This window comes from Phenylobacterium sp., from assembly GCF_016124325.1.
GTDB lineage: Bacteria > Pseudomonadota > Alphaproteobacteria > Caulobacterales > Caulobacteraceae > Phenylobacterium.
In genome coordinates this window covers 240533-258396 of record NZ_WGNY01000019.1, presented here as the reverse complement: position 1 = coordinate 258396, position 17864 = coordinate 240533, and the positions used below count along the sequence as shown (strand labels likewise).

The window sequence follows — 17864 nt, the reverse complement described above, 5'->3', positions numbered from 1 at the left end:
TGCGCTCCGCTGCGGACCAAGGCTCCCGCCCGGCCGTCCGGCCCGGACCGAAACGTTCGATGGTGAAACGAGGCGCCTGCCCGAAGCCCGCGCCGACAGGCCGCGGCGCTCGACGCCCTGTGGGCGGGCTCGCGGCGCCGATGGCGTTCCGCGCGCGCGGACGTCGGACGCCTAGCTCTGCCAGCTCTTGACCCGGTCCGCGTCGGCGTGGCGCCGCGCGTACAGCTTGCGGGGGCCTTCCTCCCTCCACCCGTGGGCGAGGTCGCGGCCGAGGAGGCCCGCCAGCACATTGTCCTCGTCGCCCCGCAGATAGCCGTCGGGGACGTGGTGACGGTCCTCCTGCGGCTGGATGTACTCCCGGCAGAAGAAGGCGGCCAGGTTGACCCGCAGGCCGGGGACCTTGCGCGGGAACGAGCCGTGCCAGGTGTTCCCGTGGAACACCACGGCGGTTCCGGCCGGCACCTCGATGGCAATCGCGTGCGGATTTCGCGCGTTTCCGTCGAGCCCCTTCTCCCAATCCGTCGTCTGGCGCGCGTGCCGGTGGCTGCCCGGCACCATCGCCAGCGCGCCGGCGGCCTCGGTGTAGTCGGTCATGGCGTAGTTGACGTTGGCGACCTGGGAATAGGGCGGGAACGGGTCGGGAAAGCCGTTGCCCATGTCCGAGTGAAGCAGCAGGCCCGGGCCGCCGGGCCCCTTCACGTGGCTGCCCAGGCTGGACAGGATGCAGCGTTTGCCGAGCAGATAGCGGACCAGGGCGAGCGGCCGCGGATTGACGACCGCGTCCTTGAACATCGGATCCTCGAACAGCAGGTACTGGGCGTACTTGGTCTCCTGGTGCGCGGTCTCGTTGGCGAGGTCCAGGGAGCGTCCGAGCCGCTTCTCCGAGAGCTCGACGATCCGGTCGCGCATCGCCCCCGTCTGCTCGGGCGTCAGGGCGTTCTCGACGATCGTGTAGCCGAAGGCCTCGAGCTCCGCGAGGTTCCGCTCGAGCCCCAGTTCGCGGATCTCCCGATAGACGTCCACCAGGTCGGGGCACGCCGTCCAGTCGCCGATTTCCATCCCGCCTCTCCTTGTTGTGGCTCGATCCGATCAGAAAATGTCACTGAGTGTCAAGTGACTTCCGGTGGCATATTTTACGCACGCATTGATCCGGATCAATTCCGTTGACAAGCGCCACAGGTGCGCTTTTGCTACTCAGTGACATAAGCGCCCAAGCGCCACAAATGGGGAGGACGACGGATGCAGGACATTCCTGAGCAAAGGCGCGTGCTTGCCGCGCTTCTGTGCGGCGGCGCGGCGCTCGCCTTCGGGCCGCCGGCCCTCGCCCAGGCTGTTCCGCAGGCCGCCGACCTCGACGAGGTGGTGGTGACCGCCCGGCGGGTCGAGGAGGACATCCAGAAGGTCCCCGTGGCGGTCACCGCGATCGGCGCCGAGGCGATCAAGGAGCGGGGCATCGTCACGACCACGGACGTGATGTTCGCGGCGCCCTCGGTGCAGATGACCACCACCTTCGGCCGCCTGTCCGGCGGCTTCTCCATCCGCGGCCTCGCGGGGGGCACCCAGGTCTATTTCGCCGAAACGCCGGGCGGACCCACCGAGAGCGCCGCGCCCTTCTACGACATCGCCTCGGTCCAGGTGCTGAACGGCCCGCAGGGGACGCTCTTCGGCCGCGCCAACACGGCCGGCGCCGTGCTCGTCGAGCCGGCCAAGCCGACGTTCGACGCGCTGTACGGCTCGGCCGAGGCCGCCTACGGCAACCTCGGCCTGCTGCGGGCCACGGCGATCCTCAACCTCCCGGTCGTCGACGACATGCTCGCCGTGCGCCTGGCGGTGCACAAGGACCATCGCGACGGATACGTCCATGTCATCGGGACCGGCGAGCGCCTGTCGGAGGACAACAGCGAGGAAGGTCGCTTCAGCGTCAACTTCAAGGCGCTGGACGGGCGGCTGACCAACTACGCCGTCCTCGACTACTACAACGTCCACCAGGCCTCGTCGGGGGCCACGGTGGGCGCGATCAACACCAACCTCGCGATCCTCAACCTGCCGGTCAGCATCGACGCGCCGGACGGGCTGGCGGTCGGGACGCAGCGGTTCGGCGCGGTCTGCGGCCAGGCGGTCGCCGCCGGGCTCTCGCCCGACCTCAACGCCTGCATCGACCAGCGCCTGAGGATCGCCGCCACGCTGAGGCCGGCGCTGGAGGCGGAATACGCCCGCCTGCAGGCCGGCGGCCACGACGCCATCCGCTACACGCCCGCCGACACCCTGCTCGACCAGCGCGAGACCCTGCGCAAGTGGACCTTCGTCAACCAGACGGAGCTCGATTTCGGCAAGCTCTTCGACGTCACCACCCTGCAGGTGCGCAACATCTTCGGCTATCAGGCCGCCAGGGGCGTCACCGGATGGGACGTGGACGGTCTCGGCGGGCTGATCCAGTCGTCCGTCTCGGTCAGCCAGACCTCGTCCTACGCCTTCTCGGTGGCGGCCCAGCAGTCGGGCAATCGCCCGATCCTGGGAACCGGGCCGTATCAGAAGGTCTACACCAACGAGACCCAGGTCCGCGGCGTGGTCGGCGACGACCGCCTGGTCTGGAGCGTCGGCGGCTACTACCAGAAGAACCCCAACCCCGTGAGCCTCGGCGGGATCCGCAACCTCAGCCGGGTCAACTCGGGCGTGACCCTGGCCACTTTGGGCTACAACCCGTCCTTCCCGTTCTCGGACGGCGGCGACACCACCCAGAAGGCCCTCTACGGGCAGGGGACCCTCGACATCTCCTTCGCGGCCCCGTTCATCGAGGCCCTGCACGCCACCTACGGCTACCGCAAGTCGTGGGACCGTTCGGAGATCTTCACCCGCGGCGTCACCACCGACCTGAGCACCGGCATGTACGTGCCGACCGCGACGCGCACCCGCAGCTTCACCAAGAGCGACGGGTCCAACACCACCCTGTCCCTGGACGCCCAGGTCACGCCCGACCTGCTGGTCTACGGCGCCACGCGCAAGGGCTACCGGCCCGGCGGCCTGAACCTGGTGCTGAACTCGACGGGCTTGCCGAACTTCCGGCCGGTCTACGATCCCGAGACCGTGCGCGACTACGAGCTCGGCGCGAAATGGGACCTGCGGCTGGGCGAGGCCCGCGCGCGGCTGAACGGGGCGCTCTATCGCACCGAATACTCGAACATCCAGCGGACCTTCTCGGCGGCCGTGGCCGGGGTGACCACGACCTATGTGGTCAACGCCTCCGCCGCGGTCATCGAGGGCGCCGAACTGCAGGGCCAGCTCGTGTTCGGCGACTGGAACATCTCGGCGAACTACGCCTATTCCGACCCGCGCTTCACCGAATGGGTGGGCGCCGACCCGCTCGCCCAGATCCGGCCGGGCGACGCCCGGTGCGTGGCGCCCTCGACCGCCGCCATCTGCCTGATCGACCTGACGTCGAACCCGTTCCCGAACATCTCGAAGCACCAGGGCAGCGTCACCGCCAAATACACGCTGCCGCTGTCGCAGGACCTGGGCGAGGCCAGCGTCCAGGCCACGCTCTACGCCCAGTCGCGGCGGTACTTCACCGACGCGGCGCAGCGGAACATCGAGGTGTTCGGCGCCGCGGTGAAGGACGCCGTCTCCCAGAAGGCCTTCGAGCGCATCAATGTCCGCGCCGACTGGAAGCACATCCGCGGCTCGAACTGGAGCGCCGGCGCCTTCGTCAACAACCTGACCGACGTGAACTACAAGCTCACCACGGTCACCCAGCTCCACTCCCTGGGCACCGGCACGGTGATCTACGCCGAGCCGCGGACCTACGGCGTCGAGGTGCGCTTCGAGTTCGGCGGCCGATGAGCGGCGTCCGCTACCCCTTCGCCAGCCCCGGCTGGATGGCGTTCATGCACGGCATGATCCGCGAACGGGCGAGCCGGCTGTTCGCGGAGGCGCCGGGCGTCGGCTGGTCGATCTGCGAGGTGTTCACCGATCCTCCCCCCGAACTCTCGCCGACCGGCCGGCCGATCGCCTGGCACGTCATCGTCCGCGACGGCGAGGTGAGCTTCGGCGACACCGAGACCGACGCGGCCGAGATCAAGATCGTCGCCGACTACGCCGCGGTGCTGCCGCTCGGCCGCTTCGACACCCGGGGAGATCCCGCGCGGGCGGCCGAACTGGGCGCCATGAGCCGCGACCTGATCGCCCGGGGCCTCATGACTGTGGTCGGCGACCGCAGCCGGCGGGATCCCCGCATCGGCGATTTCCACGACGCGATCGCCCGGGTCACGGCCTGACGGATGGCCGCCGCCCTCCGCCCGCCGTCACATTCCGCCGAGCAGGGACGTCCGGACCAGCCGGACGACCTCCAGTTCGGCCCGCTCGAGATCGGCGTAGCTGCCGCGGCTGGCCACCATCGCGCCGACCGCGTAGTTGCCGCCGGCCAGCGCCGCGGCCGCGACCTTCGACAGGATCGCCCCGTCCGGACGCCCGCCCAGGTCGGCGGCCAGGCCCTCGGCGAGAAGGTCCTGATAGGCGGCCTGGATCGCAAGGTAGGCGGGGCCGACGGCGGGCTCGCCGCGGGCGATCTGCCGCGTGTTGGCGAGCTGGCCGCGTTCCATCATGCGCCGGGCGTGGAACACCACATGGCCCGTCCAGACCTCGAGCGTCGAACGCTCGCCGCGGCCGGCCATCAGCTCGCGGAACTCGTCGAGGGCGGCGTACTGGTAGTGCAAGACCAGGTGCGCCTTGGTCGGGAAATACCGCAGCAGCGTGCGCTTGTGGACGTCGGCGCGCTCGGCCACCTCCTCGAGGGTGGTGGCGTCGTAGCCCCGCTCGCCGAACAGGGTGACGGCGGCGTCCGCGATCTGGGCCCGCGTCCGGGCCATCTTTCGCGTCCTCAGTCCCACGTCGCTGATCCCCCTGGCGTCCCTTGAGAACAACCACCTTGCCCCGGCGAGCGCAACCCTGCCCGAAGTCACCGAGCGGCGAATGTCACTCGGGCGGCGATCCTGCCCGCCGCGGCCGCGCCGCCGCTCCGGAAGAGGCCACGCCATGACCCGCCCGTCCGGGTCCGGCGCGCCGCGGACGGGCGAGCCCGCGCGTTCGGGCCTGCCGCTGCGCACGCGCGCGATGTACGGCCTGGGCGAGACGGCCGAGGGGATCAAGACCGCGGCGCTCGAGACCTTCCTGTTCTTCTACTACGTCCAGGTCGTGGGCCTGTCGGGGACCCTGACCGGCCTGGCCCTGTTCGTCGCGCTGCTCTTCGACGGCCTCACCGACCCGATGGTCGGCGCCTGGTCGGACCGGACCCGCACGCGCCTGGGCCGCCGCCACCCCTACCTCTACGCCGCCCCCCTCCCCCTCGCGCTCGCCCTCTTCGGCCTCTTCCAGCCGCCGGCGCTGCCGCAGGCCGGGCTGTTCCTGTGGCTGGTCGGCTTCGCGGTCGGCGCCCGCTTCGCCATGACGCTCTATTTCGTCCCGCACATGGCGCTGGGCGCGGACCTGAGCCGCGACTTCGAGGAACGGGTGGCCATCGGCGGCTGGCGGACGCTCTTCGGCTACCTCGGCCGCGTCCTCGCCCTGTTCCTGGCCTTCTCCGTGTTCTTCGCGGCCCGCGACGGCGACCCGAACGGCCAGCTCGACCGCGCCGCCTATCCGCCCTTCGCCTTGACCCTCGGCGTGCTGGTGATCGTCTTCGTGCTCGCCTCGGCGCTCGGGACCCAGCGGGCGGCGCTCGCCCGGTCCGGCGCCGCGGTTCCGGACCACGCCTCGGGCGGCGTCTGGCGCACGCTCCAGCGCGCGGCCGCGATCCCGTCGATCCGGGCGCTCTGGATCGCGCTCCTGATCATGTACCTCTACAACGGCGTGCAGTTCGCCCTCGCCCTGCACATGAACACCTACTTCTGGCGGCTCCCGCCCCAGCAGCTGCAGTTCGTCTTCTACGCCACGACCGTGGGCTTCATCCTCGGCATCCCGCTGGCCCGGCCGCTCGCCAACCGCTGGGACAAGAAGCCCGTCTACATGGCCGGCGTGGCCGGCTCCTGCGTGCTGGGCTCGCTGCCCACCCTGCTCAGGCTCTGCGGCGCCGCGCCGCCGAACGGCGCGCCGGAGCTGTTCCACCTGCTGGTCGGCTGCGCGTTCGGCCTGGGCTTCGTGGGCGCCCTCCCCGTCGTGCTCTCCGCGGCGATGCTCGCCGACGCGAGCGACGAATACGACGTGGTCCACGGCGGCCGCACGGAAGGGCTGTTCTTCGGCGTCAACGCGTTCTGCCGCAAGGCGTCGCTCGGGCTGGGCGGCGCCGTCGCCGGCCTCATCGTCGACCTGGTCCGCTTCCCGGCCCACGCCGACCCCGCCGCCGTCCCGCCCGAGGCCATGACCCGCCTCGGGATCGCCTACGCGCCGGTGATGCTGGCCGTGCTGTTCACGGGCCTGGCCTGCATGATCCCCTACGACCTGAGCCGGCGGCGGCACGCCGACATCGTCCATGCGCTGGCCCGCCGGCGCACAACCTCGGCCTCAATCGACGCGGACCTCGCCGTCGACGGCCCGCCCCTCGAACACGCTCGGAGCTCGCCACGCCCTCAGGCAAGGCTGAACGCCTCTGAGTGACTCCAAGGCGAAGTTCGGAGGGTTCGGTCGTCGGCGCGATGCTCAGCGCCGATGGCTGACGCGTCGATTTGACTCATTGCTGACGTTCAAGTCTCGCTCTGGGGAATACGAAGCGAAGAGATGCGCCCCAGCGCTAGGTTGGTTCGAGTCGGCCAAACGCCTCAGGGGGCCGCGCCGAGTTGCGCCTGAAGATGGTCACGGTAGCTCGCCAGGGACGGGCTGACGATCTGGATCTCGGCCACCAAAGCGTCGAATTCCTGAAGCGCGGTGGCGTAGCTTCGGCCCGGTGCGTCGGGCTCATTTCCCCGCAAACGCCCCCAGATCGCCCGGTCTATCTGTCCGCGAATTTCGGGGTCGAGAAGATCAGGCCGCTCGAAATAGATCAGTCGTCGGGCCAGCCTCTTCAGCCGCGGGTCCTGGAAGCGGTCGATCAGCGCTGGTCGATCCTTCCAAGCGGCGGCATGGAATCGCCGGCACACATCCTCGTCCCAGTCTTGGATGAAGCCCTCGTAGATCTGGAACTCGACGTACTTTGACTTCGGCCAGACCCTCTCGGAGGCGATGGCCGCAGTGACGAGGCGCTGAACAAAAGCCGTGTCGCCGCGCACATTAGCAGCTGTCGTCTCCAGGTCGGCCTCGGTGAAGTCGCCGAGGAGGGCTTGGTCAAGCTCCCAAAGCTCAGCGAGGATGGGCGAGCCGTTGGCCTTCATGCGCAGGATCGGCCCATCGGGCTTTCCGATCTCGATCATCAACTCCGCCGGCGACATCCGGCGCAGCGCGGCGAGGTCCGCCGTCAGGTCCAGGCAGTAGCGCACGTTCTTGTCGGCGGGCTTGAAGCCGATCGCGGTCACGGGATGAACGTCCTGGACCCCCCTCTTGAACTCGAAGACCGCGAACGCGTCCCGTTCGGCGATGAAGCTCAAAACCTCGGCCTTGTTCGAAAACCGCATAAAGCTCGACCAGATGATCGGCGCCTCGGCGGCGATCAGTCGGCACAGCGCAAGGGTGGTCGCGACATCGGCCGACGCCGTGTGTGATCGACCCGGATGGATGCCGTTGGCCTGGGCGAGGTCAGCCAGGCGGAAGACGCGCCGGCCATCTGGACCGCGGGTGGTCTTGAGAACCTCGGGCTGCAAGGTCCCGACCACTCGCGCCAGCTTGAGCAGGTCGCCGCGCGAATTGCCGTCTCTGTTGGTGACGTAGATCGGCGCCCGCAGGGACTCGTAGAAGGCTTGGCGCAGGACCTCTTCGTCGTAGCTGATGGAGTTGAAGCCAACGAACATCGACGGGGTCCAGCGCTTCATCGTCCCATAGATGTCGCCCAGCATGGCGTCGTAGGACGGCCGCAACGGATCGATCAGACTCGCGTAGTGGCCGCCCGTGACATGCAGGGCGCCGGGCGAGGGCAGGATGTGGGGGCGCAGGCGTCCCTCAAATTCGACCTGCTCCTGCACCTCAAGGTCCGCGTTGGTGTGGACCGCGGCGAACTGCAGGATCTGATCGAACCGCTTGTTGAGGCCCGTGGTCTCGAGGTCATAGATCACGAAGCCCATTGACCCGCCCGCCTAAGACCGTTGGATCCGGTAAACTAGGGCGCTGGCGCTGACGTTGAAGCGCTTGGCCAGGGCCTGCACCGCCTCGTCGTCTTCAAGGTCGAGGGTTCGCCCATCGAGCGCGGCGGCGAGCAAGGGTTCTGGGATCAAGAGCTCTGCGGCGAAGTTGTTCGCTTCGATCTCCCGGTCGTCCGTACCTTGGGACGCCAAGGTGTCGCGGCGAAGGATGCCTTTGTCGACATGGACGCCCTCCGTCTCCAGGACATGACGGTGGAGGATCACGTGGCCAAGTTCGTGCGCCAGGGTGAACCGCTTACGCGTCGGCGCATGTAGCGAGTTTATGCCGATCATCGCCTGGCCGTTCTTGATGAAGGCCATGCCGGACAGTTCGCCGTCGAACGGCGCGTATTGCACGACTGCGCCGGCAGCGCGGGCGATGCGGTCGAGCGGCACAGGCGCGGATTTGACGGCGTTGGCCTCGAAGAGCCGCAAGGCTTCCGCCCTGGCTTTCACCTTATCGGCCACGGTCAGCGCTTTCCAGCGATCTGGACGAACCGCTGCACCGCGGCGTGCTGCTGGTCGCTGAGCTGGCTTCCGTGTGTGGTGATCGGCGGTTCGTCGTCGGCGAAGACGAACGTCTCTGGAATGAGATCGAGGACAGACGGGCATTCGAGCGCGTTGGCCAGCCGAAAGACGTGGTGCATCAGGACCTTCTGGCGGCCGGTTTCGATATTGGCCAGCGACGCGCGAGTCAGGCCGATATGCGCGGCGATTTCGGCCTGGGTCTTGCCGAGCTTGCCGCGCACACGCGCGACATTCTGGCCAAGCTGCCGGTAAATTTCCATGTCGTCCATAGGAACATACTGACAACGGTTATCGCGTCGTGTCAATGGGGCTGACACAAAGTGTGCTTATCATAAACATAAGAGTTCATATTAGTGCTTGGTATTGACTCTCCTACGGGTCGCTGTCATCCCTATTGTCGCGGGTCGGCATCGCGGCCCTTTCACACCAAGACCGAGGTAACCACCCCATGACCCAGCTCATTCCCCAGGAGGAGAGCGCCCTCGACCGAGACGCCGCCGGCGTTTTCTCGGTCGAGCTCGGCGACGAAACCTTCGCGTTCCGCCGCGTGCGCTTCGACGACAGCAAGGTCGTCGGCCTCCAGATCGCTGAAGCCGCCGGCGCCCATCCGATCGAAGCGTTCGCGATCCTGCGCCATTTGCGCTCGGGCGAGCTGGAGTCGATCCGCCCCACCGAGACCGTCGATCTGGGCGAAGAGGGGGTCGAGCGGTTCTTCGTGATCCGCGGCGACGACCTCCACCGCTTCACGGTGGAGGGCCTGTCGATGGAGTGGCCGAAGGCGAAGCTGGCCGCCAAGAACATCAAGTTCCTGGCCAAGGCCGCCGAAGGCCAGATGCTGGTCCTCGACAGCGAGGACGGCGACGTTGTCCTCGACGACGACGATCTGGTGGACCTGGCCGCCAAGGGTGTGGAGCGGCTGATGCTGCGCCGCCCGCCTAAGACGGTGACGGTCTACTACAAGGAAGCGCCGTTCGAACTGGAGCGCGGCGCCTACACCACCGAGCAGCTCATCGCGGTGTTCTCGGCGCCGGCCGGCTACCTGCTCGACCTGATCGAGCGGGACGGTGAGTTCCGCGAACTGAAGCCCGGCGAGTCGATCAAGATCCGCGAGGGTCTGGAGTTCTCGTCGCACCCTCCGGCGGGGCACTCGTCGTGAGGGACCCGGCGTCGGAACTGCGCAAGCTGCGTCGGATCTGCCGCCGGGCCGAACTCCACGAAGATGGCGGGCAACCGCTCGTCCATCTTCCGGAGTTGCGGGTCCAGTATGCGGGCGGGGTGGAGACGGTCGACGGCCTTCTCTGCCCTGGCCAACACGGCGGCTACGTTTCGCGGCTCTTCCTGTCGAAGCCCCTTCCCGCCCGCGGCCAGAACTGGACCACGCACAACATCCTCGGCGCGCCCTGGCACGCCATGTCGTGGAATGGTGTCGATCCTAGCCTCGGCTGGGACGAAATCCTGGGCGCCCATTTGAGGCCTCTGCAATGACCGTACACCTGAAGATCGACGGCCGGCTGTTGGACGATGTCCGCAAGGACCTGCACCTGCCGCATGCCTTCGCCCACGAACGCGTGGGCTTCTTTACCGCCGGCGCCGCCGACCTGGGCGACCGGCTGCTGCTGACGATCCGCGACTACATGCCGGTCGCCGACGAGGACTATGAGATCGACCACAAGGTGGGGGCCAAGATCGGCGCGCCGGCGATGCGCAAGGCGGTGCAGTCGGCCTACAGGCCGGCGGCGGCGCTCCTGCACGTCCACACCCACGGCGGCCGCGGCAAGCCGGGCTTCAGCCGGGTGGACCTGAACAGCGCCGATGACTTCGTACCCGGCTTTTTCGAAACCACGCCGCGCATGCCGCACGGCCTGCTCGTCCTCAGCAACGACGCGGCCCACGGCCTGTTGTGGCTCGCCAACGACCGGGCACCGGTCGCCATCGACCAATTCCAACGCATCGACGCGCCCCTGCAGCGCGAATGGGGGTCCCATGCCCTGGCTTGATCGACAAAGCTTCCTTGGCGCGGACAGCGACGCCACCTTGGCGGGGGCGACCGTCGGCCTGGTGGGGCTCGGCGGCGGCAATTCCCACGTGGTCCAGCAGTTGGCCCACCTGGGGGTCGGCGGCTTCGTTCTGCTCGACGACGACATCATCACCCTGACCAATCTCAACCGGCTGGTCGGCGGGACCCTGGATGACGTCAAGGCGGAGCGGCCGAAGGTCGACATCGCAGCGCGCGTGATCCGGGCGGTCAATCCGGACGCCCGGATCGTGGTGCGCAAGGCCAAATGGCAGGAGGTCGGAGACCTCTTGAAGGGCTGCGACATCATCGTCGGCGGCCTCGACCACATCGGCTCGAAGGACGAACTGGAGGCTTTCTGCCGCCGCTTCATGATCCCCTACATCGACATGGGCATGGACGTGACGCCTTTGCCCGGCGCTGGCCAAAGCCTGGTCAGCGGGCAGGTGGTGCTGTCAATGCCGGGGGAGCCCTGCCTGCGGTGCCTGCAGCTTGTCACCGATGAGCGGCTGAAGGCGGAGGCGCAACGCTATGGCGTTGCCGGCAGCCGACCGCAGGTGGTCTGGCCGAATGGTCTGCTGGCGTCGACCGCCGTTGGGCTGGTGGTCCAGTTGCTGACGCCCTGGATGTCTGATCCGCCCCGAAGCGCCTATTTCGCCTACGACGCCAACCTGGGCACGGTGGCCCCCTCGGACCGCCTGGCGCGGCGGCGCGGCAAGCCCTGCCTGCACTACCCGGCCAAGGCGGTCGGAGATCCGATGTTCGACGTTCGCCGCTATCTTGAACGCCTCGACCAGCCCGCGTCCGTCGAACCGCCGGTCAGCGTCCCGGCTTCTCGCGTGGCGCTTTTGTTCGACTGGATCCGCAAGCGTTTTGGTCGCGGATAGCTTGAAGGGAACGGGCGCCGTCGCGCTCGCTCCTGGGGCGGATCAAGCCGCCTGAGGTGCAGGCTGCCGCTCGTGCATGAAATCGGCCGGAGGCTGGGCATGAGCACGAGCGGTGAAGATCATTCGCTTGTCGTCCTTCAACACCTGCGGTCGTCTCCTACCCAAAGGTCGAGCGAGACGACGTCGGCTCAACGCAGGGAAGGCTTTCCCTGCCGAGGCCGCGCTCGAGCTTGAGCGTAGAGCGAAAGGGGGATAGCCCTTGATTTCTCGCTCAACCTCACGCTGTGGCGATGGGTGATCGCATCTGAGGTCTACCCATGGCGCGCCCGCCTATTCCGTATAGGACACTTGAGAATCTGCTGGCCGCTGGCGCCGGACGCTTGGTGTTCGACATTCCGCAAGTCGCGCGTGAGGAGGTCGACAAAAGGTATCGAGAGCGGATCGCGACCTTAGGCCGACATGTGTTCTGGACGGAGGGTGCGGCAGACTACCGACCCGCGCGTGGACTGAGGGCGCCGCAGCGCCGCGCGGTCGCCTTCGTGCAAGCCTACCTAGCCGCCCGCGCGACGCCGATGGCGGAAGCGGAGAATGAGTCTGCTCTGATCAAGATGCCGACGGGCAGCGGCAAGACGGGGATCATCGCCGCCTTAGCCTGTGCCCCCGGCCGGCCATTCAAGACGCTCATCCTGACCCCCCGAAAGGCCCTGGTGCGCCAGATGGCTCAGGACCTCTCCACGCGGTTTTGGCGCAATCTCGGCGCCGCCTATACCGCCGATGGGTTGCGGGAGGGCCTGTCCGTCGCCGAACTTGACGTGATCGCCAGTAGCCAGCGCGGACGGGGCAACCCCGTGCGGATACTCGGCGCCGAGCAGTACGACGCCATCTGGCAGGCGCGTCACGAGGATCAGCAGATCTGGGTCGGGACCTTCAACGCCCTGCACCGGCTGCTTCAGGTCGCCCCGCCGGCGCACCGCGATTTCTATGGCCGCGAAGCCCAGGCGGCGGCGACCAGTCTCTCGAGTCTAGAGGCCGAGGATGGGGCCGACACGAGCGAGGAGTTCCGCGATCTGATCCGCAGCGCGGACCTGGTGATCGTAGACGAGGGGCATCACGAGCCGGCCTACTCCTGGGCGCAGGCGGTGCGAAGCCTCGGCAAGCCCACGGTCGTCCTTTCGGCGACGCCCTACCGCAACGACTACAAATATTTCGCGCTCTCCGGCCGTTTCGTTTTCAACCTCTCCTGGGACGAAGCCGTCGCCCAGGAATTGATCCGGGACGTGGCCGTGCAGCCGCCCCGCGGCGGGGTGCTGCAGCTCGGAGACGACGGCCGCTATGGCGCGGCCCAGTTCGTCCAGGAATTTGCGGAGGATCTCGCCCACCTGCCGCCGGGCAAGAAGGCGATCGTTCACGCGGGAAGCCTAGCGGACCTGAAGGCGATCCAGCGGGAGTTCTTTGCGCGAACCGGCGAGCGCACGGTGCTGATCCACGACCGGATGATCGGACCCGCCCGCGAAAATCCTTCAGACCTGAAGGGTGAAGCTTTGGCCGCGCTCAAGCCTCTGCGCTTCCCGGAGGTCTTTCAAGCGGCGGCCGACCAGGCCGCCAAGGACGCCCGGGTCTGGCTGCACCAGTACAAGCTCCTCGAGGGGATCGACGATCCGGCCTTCATCGAGGTCTGGCTCTACGACGGGTTTGGCGGCGCGCGCCAGCTCATCCAGCAGATCGGACGCGCGATCCGCCGACCCGACCTCAATGATCAGGCCGGACGGCAGGCGATCATACGCGGCAGCAGCCAGCGGCTTCGCACCATCGACGGGGCGCCCACCGTCGCGGAGCTGACCCAGCGTCGGTGGGAGGCCTACCTGGAGTTCGAGCGGTACGCGGCCGCGCGACCCGATATCGCCTTCACGGCCGAGACCCAGCTCTTGCCGGTCCTGAAGCGTTCCTCGCCCGCGGTTCAGTATGTGGCCGGGGAATTCCGCGGCGCGCACTGGCTGGAGCAGACACCGTCGATGGAGGCGTTCGTGCTCCCGCAGCGTGGGGTCTTCACGCGCCGGCTCAACGCTGACCCCGACAACCCCCAGCCGATCTCCGACGCTTTCATGGACCAGCTGGCCAGCCATGCCGCTGAAGCGATGCAGCTGGAGGATCGGTTCGACATTTCGCCCGTGGCCGCCACGGAGATTCGCGCGCCGTTCAACGACGTGCGGATGATCCGCTATCTGTTGTGGCGAAATTCGCCCCTGCTGCGCGCCCATCAGATTCCCGAGTGGCGCCTCGGCGTCCTGACCCTGGTGCGAGCCGGACCCTATGTCGTTTCCCTAGACACTGAGGGAAACTGTCTCGACTTCAACCGGCTGGGGCTTGTCGCGCCGGCTGCGGTAGAGCTGCGCCGGCTGTTCGCGCGGTCGCAAGCTGGCGAGCCGAGCCGCGTTCGGATCGTGGAGACCACCGCGCGCGGCCTCGACATCAGCGAACTTGGCCTGAGGTCCATCAGCGTGCGGCGACACGCGCTCGACGCCGGCTACTTCGACCTGGCTGAGGCTAGCCAGACGCCGACCTCGGTCGAGGGCTATACGCCCATCGGCTCCGCCGTGGCGCGCCGCCGGCTGTCGCTGGCGCGGTCCAGCGTCGCCGACACCGCGAACCAACTGGTGTCGGTGGAGGCTTACGCGACCTGGGCCCAGGGCCTCGCCAGGGTGATGGCCGATGAGACCGTGGTCCCGCATGAGTACTTCGACCGGTTCGCGCGGGAGGTTGCGCCTCTCGAGCCCGCCGCGGCGGCCCCGCTCTCGATCCTGCTCGACGTGCGCGACCTCGTGCCCGAGCCCGGCTCACCCCGGGACTTCGGATGGAACCGCGCCGCCCTCGACGAGATGCTCGAAGCGGACACCTGCCTGGCGGTGACGGATGACCATGACGAGGACACGGACACCCACCGCTACAGCTTCATCTTCGACGGCCATGAGGTCGAGATCGCCTACAACTTCCGCAATGCGATCCCGGCCTACGGCAAGTACGCCCTGAGTTCGGAGACCCTGAACCAGGACCTGACACGGGCGGAAGAGGGCGAGGCCGCCGACGCCGAAGCTGGCGAGCCTGAGATCGACACCTTCGGTCAGAAACTCGCACCCTCGCTCACCCGACTGATCAATGGCGAGCAGGCCTTCCAGATAATCACCAGCCAGGACGGGGTGATCTATTCCCACGGTCACTTCTACCGCCCCGACCTCGGAGAGAATCTCCTCAGCCTTCTCGAGGGCGATGCTTCGATGCCGGCGGTCGTCAGCGAGAAGGGCGATACTCGGCTCGCCGCGCCTGGCGAGTGGGGAACCAAGACCCTGTTCGGGCTGGTCGAGACTTGGATGAACGCCCAAGGGGCCGCTGTAGGTTCGTTGGCGGCCGACATCGCCGCTTGCGACACCGTGATCTGCGATGACAGCACAGTCGAGACCGCCGACTTCTATTGCATCGACGCCGCGACGCGACGGGTGCTCGTTGTCCACGCCAAGGCGGACAACGTCGCCAACCCGCAGGCGGCGGCCGGAAAGCTGCAGATCGTCGCCCGGCAGGCGCTGGCCAGCCTGGCTCTTGCCGGATCGGCCAGACAGGCGTTCGTCATGCCGGGAGGGTGGGAGGACGCTTGGTCGGTGAAGCTGCAGGCTGCCGGCGGCTACGAAATCTCGCGGCCGCGGCTCTGGAAAGCGCCCGCAGGCGACATCAAGGCGGCCCATGGTCGACTGGCCGAAGCGCTTGCGAACCCGCTGTTCAAGACCGAGGTCGTCGTCCTCAGCGCCGGCCTTCTGAGCCACGCCGCTGCGCAGCAAGCTTTCCAGACCCGCAGCGTCGCCGACCTGCAGTTCCTCTACTACCTCGCCACCGTGCGCTCTGCCTTCGATCGCGCGGGGGTGCGGTTTCGGCTGGTCTGTAACCCCTAGCGGGCCCGCACAAGCTTCTGAAAGTATATTCCGCCCCAATCCGGCGCGGGCGCGAGGGGGCCTGGGAGCCGCGGGTGGTCAGATCCCGCCCCAGCCATCGGGACAGGAAAGACGCCAGGTCATAGTTCTTCAGTTTGAAACGTGCCGTCCCGACGCCAGAGCGTCCCGTTGCTCATCCGGACCTCATGGAAGTCCCCGAGTAGCGCTCCTCCGGTCGCGTCCGCCCAGCGCTTCTCCCACCCGGCGTCGCGTACATCGTCCGCGAAGAGCCGGACCCGGCGTTCGTGGCGGAAGCCCGCCCGCTCTCTGAATTGGCGCAGATCGAAGTACGCGTCGCCGGACTCCGCCAGAGGCGGCTGGCGATATGTCCGCACTTGGGCCAAGTCCCAATGTCTCCGGTTGGCGCCACGCAGGCCCTCTACCCGCCGCTCAGGGGGACGAAGGTCGGGCACCCGTAGCGGCACGTTGTCCAAATCCCACCGCTCTCCACAAAGCGCACGCGCGACCGGAATCGATGGTGCACGCACTCCCCGATAGGTAGCTTGACCGTGGCGGAGGCAAAGGCGGGCTACAATGAGCGAAGTACCGACTGTTGATCCTTCTGCAGAGGCGCAGGTGGATGCCGCCTACCAGCGGCTCCTATGGACGGGGGCCGCCGTTAACGGCGCGCTCCTTCTGGCCCTGATTGGCTTCGCCGGGAACGCCGACGACCCTATGGCTGCGCTGCGTACCATCACCATCCCCGCCATCTGCGGGATCACCGGGTTCAACTTCGGCGGCGTCGCTATCAGCTACGCGATTGCCCGGCTCACACAACGCCCACTTGAGGCCATCGCCCGGACCCGGATCGCAATGGCGCACCGCCAGATGGAGGGCTTCAAGGATGTCCTGACCAGCCCGTCTATGGACGAGAGTGTGGCCCAGCTGGTGTGGGGCGACCAGGCCGACGATCAGATGCGCGGCTTGCTGAAGGCCCGCCTGGAGAGGGCGCAGAGCGAGTGGGAGAATTCACCGGCCGTTTTCGATGCAGCCATGAAGGACCTGAACACTTCGGCCCAGGCGGGGCTGAAGCTCCAGCTAACAGCACAGAAGTGGCTTGTCGCCTCGTTCGTGGCGGCGGCGCTGGGCGTCGTGGTCCTGGTAGGGCAGGCCTGGATCACCAAGCCTAGCGACCCCAAGGTTTCTGCGGTCGCAGTGGCGGTCCCAACGGCGCAACCTAAAACCACCACCCGAGTCGTTCCGCCCGCGGCGAAGGCCACGTCGACCCCGCAGCTTCCGGCATGCCCGGGTGGGGCGCCGGACTGCCAACCGTGGGAGCGGGCCTGGAAAGAACCGCCGCCGGTCGGCACTGTGGTCCCCGGTCGCGCTGAACCGGTGACGAAATAGGATGGCAGACGAACCCAGCGATAGGTTGCCGACCGAGCTCCACGCGGCCCGCGCTCTCATCGACCCGAGCGCCGCAGATTGGGGTCCAGAGGCCTTCAAGGCGGCTATAGGTATGATCCCTGTGGTGGGGTCCCTTGCCGGCTTCGCTATCGACCAGTTGCCAGCTCGGCGGATGAACAGGGTGGTGACCTACCTGCACCTCCTGCACGAGCGCGTCGCTGCGATGGCGGCCGATCTCAACACCCTGAGGCAGCAGTGGGACCAGCGGCCGGAAGCCAGCGGCTTGTTCGAAGCCGGCATCAGCGCGGCGGCCGAGGCAACCAGCGACCCGCGCATGGAACGGCTTGCGTCGGTCGTTGCGAGCGGCCTCACGGCCAATGAGGTGACGGCGATGAATGCCGCTCGCCGCATTCGCCTCCTGCGCGAGATGGACGACGGCGAATTCGCCCTTCTAGTCATCGTGGAGCGCGAGCGGCGGATCACCCTGCGCTATGCCGACGACTATGGTTGGCTTGACGACAACACGGTCACCTTCATTTCGGCGGGGGGAGAACAGCCGCCGCCGGCCCTTCCAGCCGAGCTAGCCGACTGGTCCACGTCCGACCTATCCACAGCACTGAACCACCTCGCCGGGCTGGGCGTGATTGAGGCCAACCTCGCGCAGCACAGCAAGGAGCATGGCGCGATCCGCTCCTACGTCGCCACGCCGGCCGGGCAGGAGCTTGTCCGCATAGTCTCGGGCGAGCCGGCCTAGTGGCAAAGGGTCCAAAGTTCACTGAGGCCGAGTGCAAAGCGTTCGCTGAAGCCGCCAACCCGCAACAGTGGGTGCTTACGGCAGACAGCCTGCATGAGCAGGCAGTGAGCCTGCATCGCCGGCGATGGGAAGGCGGGAAGCTGACCCGCCGCAGTCGGAACG

15 protein-coding genes are annotated in these 17864 nt (G+C 67.7%); 10 read left to right on the top strand and 5 right to left on the bottom strand.

What is annotated here, in order from left to right:
- Positions 1 to 171 precede the first annotated feature (171 nt).
- Positions 172 to 1059 carry a phytanoyl-CoA dioxygenase family protein gene (locus GC203_RS12020; protein ID WP_293454592.1) on the bottom strand — a complete coding sequence of 296 codons (888 nt, stop codon included), beginning with the start codon at positions 1057 to 1059 and terminating at the stop codon, positions 172 to 174.
- A gap of 207 nt (positions 1060 to 1266) precedes the next feature.
- On the opposite strand from GC203_RS12020, the gene GC203_RS12015 reads away from it, so the two are divergent.
- Positions 1267 to 3837 (top strand): TonB-dependent receptor, encoded by a 2571-nt coding sequence (locus GC203_RS12015; protein ID WP_293454589.1) that lies wholly within the window; start codon positions 1267 to 1269, stop codon positions 3835 to 3837.
- Positions 3834 to 4271: a hypothetical protein gene (locus GC203_RS12010; RefSeq protein ID WP_293454586.1), complete on the top strand. Its 438-nt coding sequence runs from the start codon at positions 3834 to 3836 to the stop codon at positions 4269 to 4271. The genes GC203_RS12015 and GC203_RS12010 overlap by 4 nt, the downstream gene beginning before the upstream one ends.
- A gap of 27 nt (positions 4272 to 4298) precedes the next feature.
- Here GC203_RS12010 and GC203_RS12005 read toward each other — a convergent pair whose 3' ends face one another.
- A complete protein-coding gene (locus tag GC203_RS12005; protein WP_293454584.1) occupies positions 4299 to 4862 on the bottom strand; it encodes a TetR/AcrR family transcriptional regulator in 564 nt (187 codons plus the stop codon).
- A gap of 166 nt (positions 4863 to 5028) precedes the next feature.
- Here GC203_RS12005 and GC203_RS12000 point away from each other — a divergent pair, with 166 nt between their 5' ends.
- Entirely contained in the window at positions 5029 to 6585 is a 1557-nt protein-coding gene (locus GC203_RS12000) for an MFS transporter (RefSeq protein ID WP_293454582.1), read from the top strand.
- A gap of 161 nt (positions 6586 to 6746) precedes the next feature.
- Here the strand turns inward: GC203_RS12000 and GC203_RS11995 are convergent, their stop codons facing one another.
- From GC203_RS11995 to GC203_RS11985, 3 genes are read right to left on the bottom strand one after another with little or no spacing between them, the layout of a single operon-like run.
- Positions 6747 to 8138, bottom strand: a complete 1392-nt coding sequence (locus tag GC203_RS11995) for an exonuclease domain-containing protein (RefSeq protein WP_293454580.1) — start codon at positions 8136 to 8138, stop codon at positions 6747 to 6749.
- Between the two features lie 12 nt (positions 8139 to 8150).
- Positions 8151 to 8663 carry an ImmA/IrrE family metallo-endopeptidase gene (locus GC203_RS11990; protein ID WP_293454578.1) on the bottom strand — a complete coding sequence of 171 codons (513 nt, stop codon included), beginning with the start codon at positions 8661 to 8663 and terminating at the stop codon, positions 8151 to 8153.
- Between the two features lie 2 nt (positions 8664 to 8665).
- Positions 8666 to 8992 carry a helix-turn-helix transcriptional regulator gene (locus GC203_RS11985; RefSeq protein ID WP_293454577.1) on the bottom strand — a complete coding sequence of 109 codons (327 nt, stop codon included), beginning with the start codon at positions 8990 to 8992 and terminating at the stop codon, positions 8666 to 8668.
- 179 nt (positions 8993 to 9171) lie between these two features.
- Here GC203_RS11985 and GC203_RS11980 point away from each other — a divergent pair, with 179 nt between their 5' ends.
- The 7 genes from GC203_RS11980 to GC203_RS11950 all read left to right on the top strand — a co-directional run bounded on the left by GC203_RS11980 (position 9172) and on the right by GC203_RS11950 (position 17702).
- The gene (locus tag GC203_RS11980; RefSeq protein WP_293454576.1) at positions 9172 to 9879 is read left to right on the top strand and encodes a multiubiquitin domain-containing protein; all 708 of its coding nucleotides are present in this window, start codon (positions 9172 to 9174) and stop codon (positions 9877 to 9879) included.
- Positions 9876 to 10208, top strand: a complete 333-nt coding sequence (locus GC203_RS11975) for a hypothetical protein (protein ID WP_293454574.1) — start codon at positions 9876 to 9878, stop codon at positions 10206 to 10208. The genes GC203_RS11980 and GC203_RS11975 overlap by 4 nt, the downstream gene beginning before the upstream one ends.
- Positions 10205 to 10720 carry a hypothetical protein gene (locus GC203_RS11970; RefSeq protein WP_293454572.1) on the top strand — a complete coding sequence of 172 codons (516 nt, stop codon included), beginning with the start codon at positions 10205 to 10207 and terminating at the stop codon, positions 10718 to 10720. Before GC203_RS11975 ends, GC203_RS11970 begins: the two co-directional genes overlap by 4 nt.
- A complete protein-coding gene (locus GC203_RS11965) occupies positions 10707 to 11624 on the top strand; it encodes a ThiF family adenylyltransferase (protein WP_293454570.1) in 918 nt (305 codons plus the stop codon). The genes GC203_RS11970 and GC203_RS11965 overlap by 14 nt, the downstream gene beginning before the upstream one ends.
- A gap of 317 nt (positions 11625 to 11941) precedes the next feature.
- Complete coding sequence (locus GC203_RS11960; RefSeq protein ID WP_293454568.1) at positions 11942 to 15562, top strand: DEAD/DEAH box helicase family protein; 3621 nt, start codon at positions 11942 to 11944, stop codon at positions 15560 to 15562.
- A gap of 573 nt (positions 15563 to 16135) precedes the next feature.
- Entirely contained in the window at positions 16136 to 16948 is an 813-nt protein-coding gene (locus GC203_RS11955) for a hypothetical protein (protein ID WP_293454565.1), read from the top strand.
- A gap of 112 nt (positions 16949 to 17060) precedes the next feature.
- The gene (locus GC203_RS11950; protein WP_293454563.1) at positions 17061 to 17702 is read left to right on the top strand and encodes a hypothetical protein; all 642 of its coding nucleotides are present in this window, start codon (positions 17061 to 17063) and stop codon (positions 17700 to 17702) included.
- Positions 17703 to 17864 lie beyond the last annotated feature (162 nt).

Bases quoted from the DNA above. Each gene is read 5' to 3' on its own strand.
- GC203_RS12020 (WP_293454592.1), bottom strand. From the start codon at position 1,059: ATGGAAATCGGCGACTGGACGGCGTGCCCCGACCTGGTGGACGTCTAT.
- GC203_RS12010 (WP_293454586.1), top strand. From the start codon at position 3,834: ATGAGCGGCGTCCGCTACCCCTTCGCCAGCCCCGGCTGGATGGCGTTC.
- GC203_RS12005 (WP_293454584.1), bottom strand. From the start codon at position 4,862: ATGGCCCGGACGCGGGCCCAGATCGCGGACGCCGCCGTCACCCTGTTC.
- GC203_RS12000 (WP_293454582.1), top strand. From the start codon at position 5,029: ATGACCCGCCCGTCCGGGTCCGGCGCGCCGCGGACGGGCGAGCCCGCG.
- GC203_RS11995 (WP_293454580.1), bottom strand. From the start codon at position 8,138: ATGGGCTTCGTGATCTATGACCTCGAGACCACGGGCCTCAACAAGCGG.
- GC203_RS11985 (WP_293454577.1), bottom strand. From the start codon at position 8,992: ATGGACGACATGGAAATTTACCGGCAGCTTGGCCAGAATGTCGCGCGT.
- GC203_RS11980 (WP_293454576.1), top strand. From the start codon at position 9,172: ATGACCCAGCTCATTCCCCAGGAGGAGAGCGCCCTCGACCGAGACGCC.
- GC203_RS11970 (WP_293454572.1), top strand. From the start codon at position 10,205: ATGACCGTACACCTGAAGATCGACGGCCGGCTGTTGGACGATGTCCGC.
- GC203_RS11965 (WP_293454570.1), top strand. From the start codon at position 10,707: ATGCCCTGGCTTGATCGACAAAGCTTCCTTGGCGCGGACAGCGACGCC.
- GC203_RS11960 (WP_293454568.1), top strand. From the start codon at position 11,942: ATGGCGCGCCCGCCTATTCCGTATAGGACACTTGAGAATCTGCTGGCC.
- GC203_RS11955 (WP_293454565.1), top strand. From the start codon at position 16,136: ATGAGCGAAGTACCGACTGTTGATCCTTCTGCAGAGGCGCAGGTGGAT.
- GC203_RS11950 (WP_293454563.1), top strand. From the start codon at position 17,061: ATGATCCCTGTGGTGGGGTCCCTTGCCGGCTTCGCTATCGACCAGTTG.